The sequence below is a fragment of the Methylomonas sp. PHL2-19 genome (assembly GCF_059331595.1).
Window position 1 is genome coordinate 169,991 of the sequence record NZ_CP196839.1, and the last position, 15,841, is coordinate 185,831.

Sequence of the window (15,841 nt, forward strand, 5' to 3'; positions counted from 1 at the left end):
TACAGTTTTAGAAACAACGGGGCAACATCATAGCGGATGATCAAAATAATCGCCATCGATCCCGCTTCGGTACCAATTTTGCAAAATGTTGTCGGCTAGCGGCGGCTCGCGATAGATCCGATAGCGGTTGCCGCGAGACGGCACCGCTTCATAGCCAAGACTGCGGAACAAACTGGTCAATGACGGCGAGGCGACTTCCAGACTGCCCCAACTAATCCCGTTCTCCCGCCAATAAGCAAATAGGTAATACAGCAGTGTTTTCAAGGCCGGCTCATCGTCCAAGGGATAAAACACGTCACGCAATACCGCCATGCTGATAGCGTCCCCAAAGCTTTGCTGATGCCAGATGGCATAAGCGCGCAATTTGCCGGCAGCATCACGCAACGCGAAAAGTCTTAACGGACAGGTCGGAAAATCGAATAAACGCCAATTCAAGTAGCGGCTGCTACGTTCCAGACAAGAGGTGTAGCCGGCTTTGGCTCGCTCCCACAACGCATCAAACTCAGTGTCGCAATGCCAAACCTCCGCGAAGGTAAAACCGCCGCTACGCAATTTGACATTCCGTAAGCGCAAGTTGATGTCAAATAGGCTGCCCAACAAATAACCCAACGGTTTGCCGGCGCGTTTCTCCCAGGAGCCGCGATAACCGACGCGCAAACGATAAAAATCGTTATCGCTGCCGCCGATTTCGGAAAATCCTAATTTTTTATAGGCCTTTTGGGTAATGTTACCGGCAGTGACACTGCCGGTAATCTCGGCAAATTGCCGGCTATGATCGATCAATGCGGTCGCAAGGCCCTTGCCTCTAAAGCTGGAATCGACGCTAGTATTCGCGCAAAAAGCGATAACAGTGGACTGACCATTCAACCACCACGGCTGGGCAAACATTGCCCGAAAGCCAATGGGCCGGCCATCCAAACTAACTCCAACGCCAATTCCCGGCAATCCGGTTTGCCAAGGATTATTGACGATACGCTGTTCGAACCAAAGCGAAACGTATTCCGGATGCTCCTGAAACTCATCGAAATTTTCGACAACGATCCTGATGCAATCGGGAATATCGGCCAGTTGGATAAAGCCGAACTTAAAACGCTCCGTAAAGTCGGACATAAACTTCTCTCGACAAGAATGCTGAAATTATTGGCTAGGCCGAAAACCTATAGCCAAGGCTCACCAGAAATCAGCAGCTATTATCGGCGCAAACATGCTCTAACTCCAAACTACGACGCAGCACTAAATTTAGAGCGCTTGAACCACAGATGAGAACGGTAGCCCGACACGCCTTGGGTCCAGGGCAACTATCCGCAAACCTTAGGAAATGCGATAGCCGCCCAAACCCACGCGATGTCGGGAACGGAACTTAAGAGTTTACAGATTCAAAATTGGCTTTGGTATCCAGCAAATTGCTGCGTTTTTTCAAGCCCAGAACACCCAACATGCCGCTGAGAAAAAACCAGGCCGCCGTAGGTAAGGCGGCTTTCAATTCAGCTGTTTTGCTTTCGTCTATCACTGGCTGGAAAACCGTGCCAAGCAGGCCAAGTAAACCCATTTGCGAAACCATGTCGCCAAGCCCTGCTATGTCGGACAATGCCTGCTGAAATGTTACGACCGCACGGGTCTTGACCCGTGTAAACAGTGTGAGCGCATAGTCCTGTAAGGGCTTATCCGCTAGTGGATTCAATGGTTGCTCCTGATAAGCGCTTGGCAAATCCGGCAAAATCGTTTGGAAGGATTCGAGCGGGTTTAACGTATTTTCGGTCGTAGCTGCTTGCGCAAGCTGTATCCCCCAAAACGATAGACCAATAAAAAATAACGCGGAAAGTAACGGCTTGTTTGTGTCCATATTAAAACCCCAGAATTAATCAATTAGTTAAGAGGTGAAACCCTATTCGCACAAACCGGACCGATTACGGCTGGCAACGGCTTATGGTATAGGCATCCATACACAGGAGGACAGCACTATGCGTGCCAATTGCAAGAGGCTGTTTTATATCAACATTTCCCATCCACCCTTTAAACTTGTTGGTATAGAGGCCACAAAAAGCCAATTAAATGCTGCTAACACAACAACTTAGCGGCTAGCGACTTCATCAAAGTTGCCGTAGCCAATATCGCGAAATTTGCCGGCTTATTCTGTTCGAATCCAGTGGCCGGCAACACCGCCACCACCCAAGCTAAAGGCTAAGCTTCCATCGGCAAGCGGCGGTTTTCCTGTTGAAAGATAGCCATAAATTGTTAGAGTAGTAGACAAGTGACTAAACACTACGACTCGGGAGCATCATGTTACGCAAAATACTGATCGCCAATCGCGGCGAAATTGCTGTCCGAATCATTCGGGCCTGCGCGGAAATGGGCATTCGTTCAGCGGCTATTTATTCGGAAGCCGACCGCTTTGCCTTACACGTCAAAAAAGCTGACGAATCGCATTACATAGGCAGCGAGCCGCTGGCCGGCTATTTAAACATCTACGGCTTGGTGGATTTAGCCTTGCGCACCGGCTGCGACGCCATTCATCCCGGCTACGGTTTCCTGTCAGAAAACGCCCAGTTCGCCAAAGCCTGCCAGGAACGCGGCTTGGTGTTTATCGGCCCCTCCGCCGAAGTGATTCAGCGCATGGGCGACAAAACCGAAGCCCGCAGCGCGATGATAGCCGCCGGCTTACCCGTCACGCCGGGCTCGGACGGTAACCTGGGTAGCGTCGAGCATGCCTTGCAGGTGGCCGAACAAATCGGTTATCCAATCATGCTGAAAGCCACCTCCGGCGGCGGTGGTCGCGGCATCCGGCGTTGCGATAATCCCAACGAATTGCGGCAAAATTATCAGCGGGTGATTTCGGAAGCCACCAAGGCCTTCGGCAGCGCCGATGTGTTTTTGGAAAAATGCGTCGTCAATCCGATTCACATTGAGGTACAGGTACTGGCCGACCACTTCGGCAACACCATCCATCTCTATGAACGCGATTGCTCGGTGCAGCGCCGCAACCAAAAACTGATCGAAATCGCCCCGTCGCCGCAATTGGATGAAGCGCAACGCCAGTATCTGGGCGGCTTGGCAGTGATGGCTGCCAAGGCTGTCGGCTACACCAATGCCGGCACCGTCGAGTTTTTGCTGGATAGCAACGGCCGCTTCTATTTCATGGAAATGAACACCCGGGTGCAAGTCGAGCACACCATCACCGAAACCATCACCGGCGTCGATATTGTTGAGGAACAAATCCGCGTCGCAGCCGGTTTACCGCTGCGTTTCAAACAAGAAGAGATTGTTCGTCGCGGTTACGCCATTCAATTCCGCGTCAATGCCGAAGACCCAAAAAACAATTTCCTGCCAAGCTTCGGCCACATCTCTCGTTATTACGCCCCCGGCGGCCCCGGCGTGCGCACCGACACGGCGATTTATACCGGCTACGAAGTACCGCCCTTTTACGATTCGATGCTGGCTAAAGTGATCGTCAGTGCGATGACCTGGGAGGATGCTATCAATCGCGGCGAGCGAGCCTTGAAAGACATGGGCTTGTTCGGTATCAAAACCACGATCCCTTACTATTTAAAAATTCTCGGTCATCCGGATTTTCGCCGCGGTCGGTTCAACACCGGCTTTGTCGAAGCTAATCCCGACCTGATCAATTATTCCAACAAGCCGCGACCGGAAATTCTGGCCAGCGTGCTGGCGGCGGTTGTCGCCTCTCATACTGGCCTGTAAACCCAAGGAAACCCCATGAGCAAAGTTTACGTAACCGACGTTATCCTCCGCGACGCCCACCAATCACTCATCGCCACCCGCATGCGCACCGAAGACATGCTGCCAGCCTGCGCCATGCTGGACGACATCGGCTATTGGTCTCTGGAATGCTGGGGCGGCGCCACCTTCGACGCCTGTCTGCGCTTTTTAAAGGAAGATCCCTGGGAACGGCTGAGCAAGCTGAAAGCCGCTCTACCCAATACCCGCCTGCAAATGCTGTTGCGAGGCCAAAACCTGCTGGGCTATCGGCATTATTCCGACGATGTGGTGCGCAAGTTTGTCGAAACGGCCGCGCGCAACGGCATGGACGTGTTCCGAATCTTTGATGCACTAAACGACATCCGCAACCTGGAAACCGCTATCGAGGCCACCAAAGCCGCCGGCAAACATGCGCAAGGCACGATTTGTTACACCACCAGTCCGGTGCATGACATCGCCAGTTTCATCACATTGGGTAAAGGCCTAGCCGACTTAGGCTGCGATTCGATTGCCATCAAAGATATGGCCGGTCTGTTGACGCCTTACGTCGCCGGCGAATTGGTCAAAGCGCTGAAAGATGCCGTCGATTTGCCGCTGCACCTGCATTGCCACGCCACCGCCGGCTTGGCGGAAATGTGCCAGCTCAAGGCTATTGAAGCCGGCTGCGAACATGTCGATACGGCTTTATCCTCCTGGGCAGGCGGCACCAGCCATCCACCGACAGAATCCTTGGTTACTGCCTTGCGCGGAACCGAATACGACAGCGGCCTGGACTTGGACAAACTGCAAGCAGTGAATCAATATTTCCTGGACGTTCGAAAAAAATACCGCCGCTTCGAAAGCGAATTTACCGGCATCGACACCCGCGTTCACATCTTTCAAGTACCTGGCGGCATGATCTCCAACCTCGCCAATCAGCTTAAAGAACGCAATGCTCTGGATCGCATGGCCGAGGTATATAAGGAAATTCCCGAAGTCCGCAAGGACCTGGGATATCCGCCGCTGGTCACCCCCACCTCGCAAATTGTCGGCACACAGGCAGTATTGAACGTGCTGACCGGAAAGCGTTATGAAACCATCAGCAACGAGGTAAAACGCTACCTGCACGGCGGTTACGGCAAAGCCCCCGCCCCGGTAAATCCGCAATTGCAGGCCAAAGCGGTAGGCAAGGAGGAAGTCATCGAGTGTCGCCCTGCGGACTTGCTCAAACCGGAATTCGAACATCTGCGTAACGAAATCGCCCATCTGGCCACGAACGACGAAGACGTGTTGAGCTTCGCGATGTTCCCGGAAATCGGCAAACAATTTTTGGAGCTACGCTCCACCGACAGCTTAGTCGCCGAACCCTTGGAGCTGGACGAAGCCCCAGCCTCCGCCGAAGTGAAAAAAGCCCCCACCGAATTCAACGTGGCGCTGCACGGCGAGTCCTATCACGTCAAAGTCACCGGCGCTGGCCCAAAAAACCAGAGCTTGCGGCATTTTTACTTCACCGTGGACGGCATGCCGGAAGAGATCGTCATCGAAACCCTGGACGAAATCGTCTTGGACGGTGGCGCGCAAGGTGCGGTGCAAAGCGCCATCGCCAGCAAGCGCCGCCGGCCTAGCGAGCCCGGCGATGTGGTCACCAGCATGCCCTGCAATATCATTGATGTGTTGGTCAAGGAAGGTCAAAAAGTCAATGCCGGTCAATCTTTGCTGGTGACCGAAGCCATGAAAATGGAAACCGAAATCACAGCGCCGATAGCCGGCATCGTCAAAGCCATTTATGTGGCAAAAGGTGATGCTGTTAATCCTAATGAAGTCCTGGTCGAAATTAATTAGGAGAAAAGCCTAAAGGCGAAAGGTAAAATGGCGCGTTTGCCGTGAGGATGGCTTCCATATATTTGTAGCTGTTTACTTTGGCAAATGAATTCGCCACTACAATTATGCCGGCTGCTCGTCTTTTTAGATTTTTATCTTTCGCCTGATTACTTTGAATCCTAAACCCGTCACCGAAGAATCCATCCGCCACGCCGTCGAGCTATTACGGCAGGGGCAATTGGTCGCCTTTCCGACCGAGACCGTTTACGGACTGGGCGCGGATGCCGCCAATCCCGATGCGGTTGCCAAAATATTTGCCGCGAAAGGCCGGCCGGCCGATCATCCCCTGATCGTGCATATCGCCAGCGCCGCGCAAATCAACGATTGGGCGGAAGCCGTGCCGGAGGCGGCACTAAGGTTGGCCGAACACTTCTGGCCCGGCCCGCTGACCATGATATTGAATAAAAAATCGACCGTACCTGCCGCCGTTACCGGCGGTCAGGATACGGTGGGTTTGCGGGTGCCGGCCAATCCGGTCGCACTGCAATTATTGCAAGCCTTCGGCGGCGGCATCGCGGCGCCGTCGGCCAATCGCTTCGGCCATATCAGCCCCACCCAAGCCGAACATGTCGCGGAAGAACTGGGCGACAGCGTGGGTTGCATTCTGGACGGCGGACCTTGTTCGGTGGGCGTGGAATCGACCATTATCGACCTCAGCGACGGTGTTCCCGCCATCCTCAGACCCGGCCGGATTACCCGCAGCCAACTAAAAGCCGTGCTGCATACCGACATTCGGCTGTCGTCGCAAAGCAAAATTCGGGCGCCGGGCATGATGGCGGTACATTACGCACCTAATACCATGGCCTTGCTGTGCCCGGCCGATACCCTGATCACGATGACAGACGACTTGTGCGCACAAGGCAAACACATCGGCATCCTGGCCTTCAGCACGGAAATCGCCGAAATTCCCTGCCTGCATTTACTCAGATTACCGGCCGATGCCGAGCTTTACGAACCGGCGTTGTACAGCTCGTTACGCGCGTTGGATAATCTGCAGCTCGATACCATCTTGATCGAGCAACCGCCCGACAACGAAGCCTGGGCAGCGGTCAACGACCGCCTGAATAAAGCCACGGTTTAACATGACCGACGAGGAATGGCTGCGCCATGCCATCCGTCTGGCGCAGCGCGCCGAAAGCCAAGACGAAGTGCCGGTCGGCGCGGTGCTGGTTTATGAAGGCCGCTGCATCGCCGAAGGCTGGAACCAACCCATCCAAAGCAACGATCCCACCGCCCACGCGGAAATGGTCGCGCTACGCAAGGCCGGCCAAGTCTTAAACAACTACCGACTGATTGACACCACTCTTTACGTCACCTTGGAACCCTGCGTGATGTGCATGGGCGCCATCGCCCACGCCCGCGTCAAACGTCTGGTATTCGGCGCTTACGATCCCAAACGCGGCGCGGTCTGCCATGCGCTGCAACTCAGCGACGCGGCGTTCTTAAATCATCGCGTGGAATGGACCGGGGGGATTCTGGAGGCGGATTGCGCGGAACTGCTCAGCGATTTTTTCAAGGCCAGACGCCAGCAATCGAAAAACCAATAATACATCCGACCCGAACAATTTGTTCTATTGGCCTATCCGCTAGCGTGTCGAATAGCTGCCTGCCGATTGCCTGGATCCGCTTGCAATTATTGATGCGTAAAGTACCTTGACAACAACCCTCTTAACTCTTTTATGCTTTGGCGAGCAGGCTTTTTTATTGATTATGCCTGCCTAAACTGTCTTCAAATCTCAATTACACAGCCTGTTTACTTTATTTGCGTCGATTCTGAATGTCTATTCTCAGGCTCTTCGGCTACATTATCCAAATGCCGATGAAACATAAAACGTTGTAGCGTACCGGTATACGTCACACCCGAGTGGTAATCGTAAAGCTCCACTTCAGATTCTTCCTCGGTTTGCAATGGCGCTTTGAGCGTGGCATTTTCATGATGTTCCGCAATAGCGGCACCTGTTAATCCCATACCCAAAACAGCAAATATGGCGAGTTTTATCGTGTTTTTAACTCGTTTCATGATGATCACTCCTATCCAGTAGCAAACGATCCAGGCGTTTTCGAGACTTTGCGATTTGACGATAGTTCCTAAATCCACTGTTGATTAAAAACACACGTAACTGACTCGCTTGAAATTTGCTAAACGCGCTCCCATTTTGCCGACGTAGCGGCTCAGTGGAATTGAATATCCCGCGCTGCCGCCGTTTAAAACAGCATTAATCCGTTCGCACGATTCTGGGTAGGAACCAACAAACCGGAGGCCGACATGCAACATCCCAATCATCCCGATTCGCCCGATGTATTCATTAAACGTGTATTCGCCGCCGGTGCAGTCGCCGCAGCGCTGATAGTGCTTTGGCATTGGCAGCCGGGAGCACCGGCGACCGAACCCGCCCCAGTCAGAACCGTCGCCGCGCGCGGCGACTTGGCAGCGGACGAAAAAAGCACCATCGAATTGTTCGAAAAATCGCGAGATTCGGTGGTTTACATCAGCACCGCCGCGCTGGTACGCAATGTCTGGACTCGCGACGTATTTTCAGTGCCGAAGGGTACCGGTTCCGGATTTATCTGGGACGAAGCCGGCCACGTGGTGACCAATTTCCACGTCATCGCCGGCGCCAATGAAGCCACGGTAAAACTGGCCGACGGCCGCGATTACAAAGCCGCGCTGGTCGGCGCCAGCCAGGTGCATGACATTGCGGTGTTGAAGATCGGCGTCGGCTTCAAACGGCCGCCGCCGGTACCGGTCGGCACCAGCCGCGATCTGAAAGTCGGGCAGAAAGTGTTTGCGATCGGTAACCCATTTGGTTTGGACTGGACTTTGACCGGCGGTATCGTCTCCGCGCTGGACCGCTCCCTGGGCGGTCAGGAAGGTCCGGCCGTCGAACATTTAATTCAAACCGACGCCGCGATTAATCCCGGCAACTCCGGTGGCCCACTACTCGATTCCGCCGGCCGGCTGATCGGCATCAATACCGCAATCTACAGCCCGAGCGGCGCCTCAGCCGGCATCGGTTTTGCGGTGCCGGTGGATACGGTGATGCGGGTCGTGCCGGAATTGATTAAACAAGGCAAATACATCCGTCCGGCCTTGGGTATCGAAATAGACCAACAGATGAACGAGCAGTTAGCGGCTTTGACCGGCACAGCCGGCGTCGCAGTATTGCGGGTGCAACCCGGTTCGGCGGCGGAAAAAGCCGGTCTACAAGGCGTATCGATAACGGCCAACGGCATGGTGCCGGGCGACATCATCGTCGCCATTAACGGTAAGGACGTCGATACGCTCTCAAAACTGTTCGCCCGCCTGGACGACCAGAAGGTTGGCGATGTCGTGAAAATCCAGGTCGTCAATAACGGCAATAAGCGGGAAGTCGAAGTAACCTTACAGCCAGGAAATTGATTCTTCGGCATGGCGCCGATCTCGCCATTTCGGGATCGGCTGGTATGCTCGGAAGCTATATTTCTTAAGCAGACCAAGCCATGCCGACCGCCAAATCACCCAGGCTGAACCCGAACAAATTACTGCTCAGCAAATGGACCGCCGTTACCCCGCAAAATAAGGAAAAGCACTTTATCGTCAGTAAATTGCTACTGCCGGACGAGCCGGACGCGCCGCTGGAAATGATCGAACTGGAGGCGGTGTTTAGCAAACGGGTGCAAATCATGCCCTGGCGGGATTTACGTAATACCAACAACTGGCGCCAGGGTTGGCACTGAGCGATGAGCTATAACCTGGTCTGGTTCAAGCGCGATCTGCGGGTACACGACCATGCACCGCTGCTTTACGCCAGCCGCAACGCGCCGGTGCTGTGTTTGTTCATCATCGAACCCAGCTTGTGGGCGGCCGACGACGTTGCCACGCAACACTACCAATTTCTACGCGAAAGCCTGCTTGATTTGGAACTTGCCTTGCGTAAACGCGGCGGCGGTTTGCGTATCGAAGTGGGCGAGGCGCTGGAAGTATTGGACCGGCTTTGGCAGGAAGCGCCCTTCCTGGCTGTGTATTCGCATCAGGAAACCGGCAACTGGCTGAGCTTTCAGCGCGACTTGGCCGTGCAACGCTGGTGCCGGGCGCGCAGCTTAAAATGGTATGAATTTGCGCAATTCGGTGTGGTGCGGCGCTTGCAAAATCGAGACTTGTGGAAAGCGCATTGGGAAGCGCTGATGGCGGAACCCTGCCTGGAACCTCCCTCTTCTGATTGGCTAGCAGCACCTCAACCGCCGATCTTGCCCGATCCGCAAGCTCTGGGCTTACTTCAGCCCGACCTGCCGCTAAGACAACTGGGCGGCCGCCGCCAAGGCATCGAAACCTTGCGCGATTTTCTATTCGCTCGTTGCAACTCTTACCGAGGCGGCATCTCCTCGCCCTTGTCCGCACCAACGGCCTGTTCGCGGCTTTCTGCTTATTTGGCCTTCGGCTGTTTGAGTTTACGGGAGATCGTGCAAGCCACCCGCCGCCAGTTGGCTGCTTTACCGCGCGGCGATGCCCGTCGTGCCGGTTTGACGGCCTTCATCAGCCGCTTGTATTGGCATTGCCACTTCATGCAAAAGCTGGAGAGCGAACCGGAACTGGAGTTTACCAATCTGCATCGCGGCTATGACGGCCTGCGCGAAGCGGACTGGAATCCGGTGCATTTTCAGGCCTTAAGCGCAGGCCAGACGGGTTGGCCGTTGGTCGATGCCTGTGTGGCGATGCTACAGCAAACCGGTTGGCTGAACTTCCGCATGCGGGCGATGCTGGTATCGGTAGCGAGTTATCCGCTGTGGCTGCATTGGCAACCGGTCGGCACTTGGCTGGCCCGGCAGTTTCTGGATTACGAACCCGGCATCCACTGGAGCCAGATGCAAATGCAGGCCGGCACCACCGGCATTAACACCACGCGGGTGTATAACCCGATCAAACAGGCCCGCGACCATGATCCGCACGGCCATTTTGTCAGACATTGGCTGCCGGCCTTACGCAGCGTGCCCAAAGAATGGCTATTCGAACCCTGGCGGATGCCGGTAAAACTGCAACAACAATGCGGCGTGAGGGTCGGTGTGGATATTGCCGAACCGCTGGTCGATCTGGAATCCGCTACCCGGCAGGCCAAAACCCGTCTTTACCAAGTGCGAGGCCGCGCCGACGTGAAAGCCGCCAAGGCGGCTATCGTCGAGAAACACGGCTCGCGAAAGCAGCCCACCCGCCGCCGACCAACCCAAGCCGCAGCCGGCGACTGGGTACAAACCCAGCTGGATTTTTAATGCACCAAAAAGCCTTGTTGCCTGCCAAGCTCTGCGCCGTCTGCGGTCGCCCCTTTGTGTGGCGTAAAAAATGGGCAAAAGACTGGGATGCGGTGAAATATTGCTCAGAGCGTTGCCGCCGGCAACGCGGCACGGCCAAAACCGCATGACGACCTTGCGCCTGATTCTGGGCGACCAATTAAATCCGCTGCACAGCTGGTTTGCGCAAACCGATGACGAAACGGTTTATACGCTGATGGAAATCCGCCAAGAAACCGATTACGTCTTGCATCATGCACAAAAAATCATCGGTATTTTCGCGGCGATGCGCGATTTTGCTCAGCATTTGTCGGCCCAAGGCCATCGCGTGCATTACCTACCAATTGACGATAGTGGCAACCGCCAATCGCTGACTGCCAATTTGGATACGTTGATTACGCAGTATCGGGTTCAGCATTTTGAATACCAGCTCCCCGACGAATGGCGTTTGGATCGGCAATTGTGCACCTATTGCCAACAGTTGCCCATCAGCAGCCGAGCCTGCGACAGCGAGCATTTCTATAGCCAGCGGGAGGAAGCGGCAGAGTTGTTTGGCTCTCGGCCGCATTGGCTGATGGAAATGTTCTATCGGCGCATGCGCGTCAAACACCGGGTGTTACTGGCAGACAATCAGCGGCCGGCCGGTGGGCAATGGAATTACGACCACGACAACCGCAAAACCTGGCCCGGCACGCCGGCGGTGGCCGCTGACGCTCGGCCCCGTCACGACCATAGCGCGATTTGGCAAAGCATCGTCGCAGCGGATGTGAACAGTTTCGGCACAGCCGACGCCGAGGATTTCCGCTGGCCTTTGAATCGTGCAGAAGCCTTGCAGCAACTGGAAGCGTTCATCGCCGATGGCCTGCCGCAGTTCGGCGATTTTCAGGATGCGATGAGCCGGCGCAGTTGGCGGCTGTTTCATTCGCTGCTGTCCTTTGCACTAAACACCAAAATGCTCAATCCGCGTGAAGTGGTCGAACGCGCTGAACAGGCCTATCGCCAAGGCCATGCCCCACTGGCGGCGGCGGAAGGCTTCATCCGGCAGATTCTCGGTTGGCGCGAGTACGTGCGCGGCGTGTATTGGGCAAAGATGCCGGACTATGCCGCGCACAATTATTTCGGTCATGCCCGACCTTTACCCGCCTGGTTCTGGACCGGCGAAACCCGGATGAATTGCCTAGCGGCTGCCATCGGCCAATCGCTGCAATATGCCTATGCCCACCACATCCAGCGGCTGATGGTGATCGGCAATTTCGCCCTGCTGGCCGGCCTGGCACCGGAAGCCGTGCAGCGTTGGTATCTGGGCGTGTATATCGACGCTTTTGAATGGGTGGAATTACCCAATACCCTGGGCATGAGCCAATTCGCCGACGGCGGCCTGCTGGCCACCAAACCTTATGTGTCCAGCGCCGCTTACATCGACCGGATGAGCGACTATTGCAAGGGTTGCCACTACGACAAAAAAGCCCGCACTGGCGAGCGAGCCTGTCCATTCAATGCGCTGTACTGGGATTTTTTTATCCGCCATCGCGACAAGCTAAGCCGCAATCCGCGCCTGAGTATGGTCTATCGCAATCTGGATCGGTTTGCGGCTGTAGAGCTTGAGGCGATAGCCCGGCGCGCGGAAACAGTGTTAGAGGATTTGGAAAGGCTTTGAAAACAAAGACTATACCCGATTGCCGCCGCTCGGTGATTCATCGCTATAGGCGTGATATAAACTCTCCTTCTCCCTCCGGGAGAAGGCTAGGATGAGGGGAAAACCATCAATGATCGTTCGAATCCTCTGCGTTGATTAAACCTGCTGGATACTGTTTTTGCAAACTTACCGAATACTTGGAATGATGAATTTAACAATTAAACCGGCCAATCCTCAGGGAAAGGGAGCTGTTGCTGTATTGGACAGTTTGCAGCAAGCCAAAAAGCAGCTGATTGCCCCGGCCAAAAACATTCAGCAAATCAGCAGCGATTTATTTACCTCTCTGTTTGTTCTCAATAGCCAAATTCGGTTTAAACCGACCACGGGACAAGCATATTGGCTGTATTTTAAAGATGAGCAATATCGCCTATCGTTGATTGCCCCGGAACAATGGCTGTCAAGCCAGTCCGGCCGATTCATAGGCACTTGCGAATTACAGCCGGATTTAACCTGGACTTTGGCCTTATCCGAGGCTTGCGCCAATGACGGTGCGTTTATCCAAGAGATTGCGGATCAGCGCCGGCAACTGGAACAGACACTGCAACAAGCCGAAAAAATCGACGATGTATTGCCGGTCTATATGGAAACCCTGCCTTACTATTCCCGAGTACTTGCCGCGACGCTGGCCTATTCGCTGAAGCAATCCATGCAAAAATCGGGTATTTTGGGCTTGAGTTTTCGGCAAGCGGAAAAGTTACTGATAAACCGTATCGATTAAATAATCTCGCAGACGATTGACCCAAAATCTATGATTTTGAGGCGTTAAAGTCGGTAGTCGAGCCATTGCCGTGAGTGGGTTATAAAATCGAATGTCGGTTTTAGTAATGTTTTCGATCATTGATGATGTCAAAAATAAAATGTAGGGTGGGCACTGCTTTTCTGCCCACCTTTTGAAGACAAGAACTTTAAATCCGCGTGGGCACAAAAAGCGTGTGCCCACCCTTGTATGATGAATTTTAACAACCGATAGCCCAGAAAAACCGATTAAGCTGTGATTGTTCATTGGGAGGCCGTCCCACCCTGAGGACTGGTAGTTTACCAGAGCCTGTCGTGTAGATTGGCCCCCGCCCTATTCACCCATACCGTGGAGTATCCGAGGCTTAGAGCCTGCATACACAAGGAAGGTAGGTGCATGTGCAGGGTCGGGAACCGGTGAATAGTGTACTTCCCTTTAAACTGTATTTAAAAATGATGATGACGAACCGCTCGCTCAACACCCCCGCTGAATCTGTCCATCGCCTGTTTGCCGGCGTGGATGTCGGCGCCGACGAATTGGTTTTAGTGATCCGCAAGAACGGCAAGCCGTTCGACCCGCAAAAATATGCTAATACTCGTAGCGACCGTGCGCGTCTGGTGAATAAGTTGATCAAATTACCCGGCATCAAGGTCTGTCTGGAAGCCACCGGTATTTACCATTTCGATCTTGCTATTGCGCTACACGACGTCGGTGTACCTGTGATGGTGGTCAATCCCAAGGCTTCGCATCACTTCGCTAAGGTATTGATGAAAAACAGTAAAACCGACGCCGTCGATGCCAACACCTTGGCCGAATATGTCGAGCGCATGGATTTCGTCGCCTGGACTCGTCCTTCGAATCAAGCGCTGGCTTTGCGCGGCTATGCTCGCCGTATCGACGCGCTAACCGGTCAGAAGGCCGCCGCGAAAAATCATCTACATGCGCTGAGTGCGACCGAGGAAACGCCGAAGGCCCTACTACGCGATGCCAAATTGGCGATTAGTCAGCTGGAAAAACGCATCGATACGTTGGCTGGCGAGGCGCTGGCGTTGATCGACCAGCATCCGGAACTGCAACGAATATTCGACCTGTTGACCGGCATCAAAGGCATTGCCCAAACCAGCGCCATTGCCTTGATGGGCGAACTACTGCTATTGCCGCCCAACCTGTCGCATCGCGAATGGGTCAAGTTTGCCGGACTCGATCCCAAGGCCTTTGAGTCGGGCAAAAGCGTACACAAGAAAATGCGGCTATCCAAGGCCGGTAACCGGCATATTCGTTCGGCGTTGTATATGCCGGCCTTGAGTGCCAAACAGCACGATCCGCATGTGCGAGCGTATTTCCAGCATTTGATCGACAACGGCAAGAAACCTTTGCAAGCCGTCTGCGCCGTCATGCGTAAATTACTGCATGCGATCCATGGCATGTTGAAGCACGATCAGCCGTTCGATAACACACGGTTTTATGCCATCCCTGAATCCATCATCGCCGAGTAAAAAATGATGAAATTTGTTGCTTTTGAACAGAGTATCTACTAGGCTGTCCGAAGACGTGGGTCTGGCGCTCGGCGCACAAGCCGGCGAAGCGCGCTGGACCGGCATCTTCCACGAAGCCGGTTTCAACAGTCCGCGCCGGGCGGCGGAAACGCCGTTCAACCTGATTTTGGAGGCCAAGGTGTAGCAAGTTGCCCGATAAGATGAGTCGATCCTATCGACCTAGCGGATCTATCGTGGTCAACCCTGTCCGGCCACGCAACGGCGTAACCGGTCGCGCGCTGCCAATCCCTGTTGCCATTCAAGATGAATCACCGATTTGCCGTCGATAGCAATATCGAAGGATTGCTGGTCCGCCATGTTATCCAACAGAGCCTGTATCGTCGGTACCGCCAGCGCGATAGCGCCGACTTTGCCGTTTGGTGAGGCATAGTTGAAAGCGGTTACCGTTTGCGGCTGGCCGTCCGCTTGATCCAGCGTCACTTTGATGGTGCCGGCCGCTTGGGGGCTGGGAATATCCGGTCCCCAAAAAGTCATCAGAGCGCCTTTGTAGTCACCATCCGGGCCCGACAGTACCAGCGCACCCTTCAGATTGGTATATAGCGCGCTACAACCTTCGCCAGGACGCGGCGGCCGACCATTTTGCTGATATTGCCACATGCCACTACCCATGGCTTTAAGTTCCGGGTCTTTGTTGAGCGCGGTATGTAAGCGGTCATAGCTCATGGACATTACTTCCAGCACCGAACTCATCGCCCCGATACGCATTTGCAGCGGATCGGCGCGCGGCTCCGGTGCTGCGGCATCTTCGGCGGATTCGTAGACGTTATTGATATTCTCTTCGCAGACCGGCATCGCCGCGACACCATGCGAGCCGCCCGTGATGCCCAGTTGCACTTCACCGGGCCCCGGCCCGTTGGGACAGATATAAGACGCCTGTGCACCGGCCGGCAACCCGGCTATCAGCACCCAAACCAAAGACCAACCGGCAACTATCTTCTGGACGGCCATCTTGCGAATAAGAGTTTTTAGGGGCATGCATACTCCATAAGTTATGAAAAGAAATATCGTCTCTCC

16 protein-coding genes are annotated in these 15,841 nt (G+C 54.4%); 12 read left to right on the plus strand and 4 right to left on the minus strand.

The features are described from left to right. Window positions 1–27: 27 nt before the first annotated feature. Window positions 28–1,110 (minus strand): GNAT family N-acetyltransferase, encoded by a 1,083-nt coding sequence (locus ACR02O_RS00850; protein WP_458138468.1) that lies wholly within the window; start codon window positions 1,108–1,110, stop codon window positions 28–30. A 250-nt stretch (window positions 1,111–1,360) separates the two neighbouring features. Next, window positions 1,361–1,843 (minus strand): hypothetical protein, encoded by a 483-nt coding sequence (locus tag ACR02O_RS00855; protein WP_458138469.1) that lies wholly within the window; start codon window positions 1,841–1,843, stop codon window positions 1,361–1,363. A 437-nt stretch (window positions 1,844–2,280) separates the two neighbouring features. On the opposite strand from ACR02O_RS00855, the gene ACR02O_RS00860 reads away from it, so the two are divergent. The 4 genes from ACR02O_RS00860 to tadA all read left to right on the plus strand — a co-directional run bounded on the left by ACR02O_RS00860 (window position 2,281) and on the right by tadA (window position 7,124). Beyond that, window positions 2,281–3,699 carry an acetyl-CoA carboxylase biotin carboxylase subunit gene (locus tag ACR02O_RS00860; protein WP_458138470.1) on the plus strand — a complete coding sequence of 473 codons (1,419 nt, stop codon included), beginning with the start codon at window positions 2,281–2,283 and terminating at the stop codon, window positions 3,697–3,699. Window positions 3,700–3,714: 15 nt separating this feature from the next. After that, the gene (gene oadA / locus ACR02O_RS00865) at window positions 3,715–5,538 is read left to right on the plus strand and encodes a sodium-extruding oxaloacetate decarboxylase subunit alpha (RefSeq protein WP_458138471.1); all 1,824 of its coding nucleotides are present in this window, start codon (window positions 3,715–3,717) and stop codon (window positions 5,536–5,538) included. Between the two features lie 151 nt (window positions 5,539–5,689). Further along, window positions 5,690–6,658, plus strand: coding sequence for an L-threonylcarbamoyladenylate synthase (locus ACR02O_RS00870; RefSeq protein WP_458138472.1), 969 nt, complete (start codon window positions 5,690–5,692; stop codon window positions 6,656–6,658). Between the two features lies 1 nt (window position 6,659). Continuing rightward, on the plus strand, window positions 6,660–7,124 hold the full coding sequence (gene tadA / locus ACR02O_RS00875) for a tRNA adenosine(34) deaminase TadA (protein ID WP_458138473.1): 465 nt from the start codon (window positions 6,660–6,662) through the stop codon (window positions 7,122–7,124). Between the two features lie 206 nt (window positions 7,125–7,330). On the opposite strand, the gene ACR02O_RS00880 is transcribed toward tadA, so the two are convergent. Then, window positions 7,331–7,597 (minus strand): hypothetical protein, encoded by a 267-nt coding sequence (locus ACR02O_RS00880; protein ID WP_458138474.1) that lies wholly within the window; start codon window positions 7,595–7,597, stop codon window positions 7,331–7,333. 246 nt (window positions 7,598–7,843) lie between these two features. Between ACR02O_RS00880 and ACR02O_RS00885 the strand changes: the two genes are divergently transcribed. The 8 genes from ACR02O_RS00885 (at window position 7,844) to ACR02O_RS00920 (ending at window position 14,951) form a co-directional block, all read left to right on the plus strand. Then, the gene (locus ACR02O_RS00885) at window positions 7,844–8,977 is read left to right on the plus strand and encodes a S1C family serine protease (protein WP_458138475.1); all 1,134 of its coding nucleotides are present in this window, start codon (window positions 7,844–7,846) and stop codon (window positions 8,975–8,977) included. Window positions 8,978–9,057: 80 nt separating this feature from the next. Next, window positions 9,058–9,294, plus strand: coding sequence for a TIGR02450 family Trp-rich protein (locus tag ACR02O_RS00890; protein ID WP_494522574.1), 237 nt, complete (start codon window positions 9,058–9,060; stop codon window positions 9,292–9,294). A gap of 3 nt (window positions 9,295–9,297) precedes the next feature. Then, window positions 9,298–10,821, plus strand: coding sequence for a cryptochrome/deoxyribodipyrimidine photo-lyase family protein (locus tag ACR02O_RS00895; RefSeq protein ID WP_494522575.1), 1,524 nt, complete (start codon window positions 9,298–9,300; stop codon window positions 10,819–10,821). Then, a complete protein-coding gene (locus tag ACR02O_RS00900) occupies window positions 10,794–10,970 on the plus strand; it encodes a DUF2256 domain-containing protein (RefSeq protein ID WP_494523447.1) in 177 nt (58 codons plus the stop codon). The genes ACR02O_RS00895 and ACR02O_RS00900 overlap by 28 nt, the downstream gene beginning before the upstream one ends. Next, window positions 10,892–12,496 carry a cryptochrome/photolyase family protein gene (locus ACR02O_RS00905; RefSeq protein WP_494522576.1) on the plus strand — a complete coding sequence of 535 codons (1,605 nt, stop codon included), beginning with the start codon at window positions 10,892–10,894 and terminating at the stop codon, window positions 12,494–12,496. The genes ACR02O_RS00900 and ACR02O_RS00905 overlap by 79 nt, the downstream gene beginning before the upstream one ends. A gap of 181 nt (window positions 12,497–12,677) precedes the next feature. Next, window positions 12,678–13,253, plus strand: coding sequence for a DUF2452 domain-containing protein (locus ACR02O_RS00910; RefSeq protein WP_458138479.1), 576 nt, complete (start codon window positions 12,678–12,680; stop codon window positions 13,251–13,253). Window positions 13,254–13,723: 470 nt separating this feature from the next. Further along, window positions 13,724–14,767: an IS110 family RNA-guided transposase gene (locus ACR02O_RS00915; protein ID WP_494522208.1), complete on the plus strand. Its 1,044-nt coding sequence runs from the start codon at window positions 13,724–13,726 to the stop codon at window positions 14,765–14,767. A gap of 22 nt (window positions 14,768–14,789) precedes the next feature. Beyond that, complete coding sequence (locus ACR02O_RS00920; protein WP_494522577.1) at window positions 14,790–14,951, plus strand: hypothetical protein; 162 nt, start codon at window positions 14,790–14,792, stop codon at window positions 14,949–14,951. Between the two features lie 53 nt (window positions 14,952–15,004). On the opposite strand, the gene ACR02O_RS00925 is transcribed toward ACR02O_RS00920, so the two are convergent. Further along, entirely contained in the window at window positions 15,005–15,802 is a 798-nt protein-coding gene (locus tag ACR02O_RS00925) for a hypothetical protein (RefSeq protein WP_494522578.1), read from the minus strand. Between the last annotated feature and the right edge of the window lie 39 nt (window positions 15,803–15,841).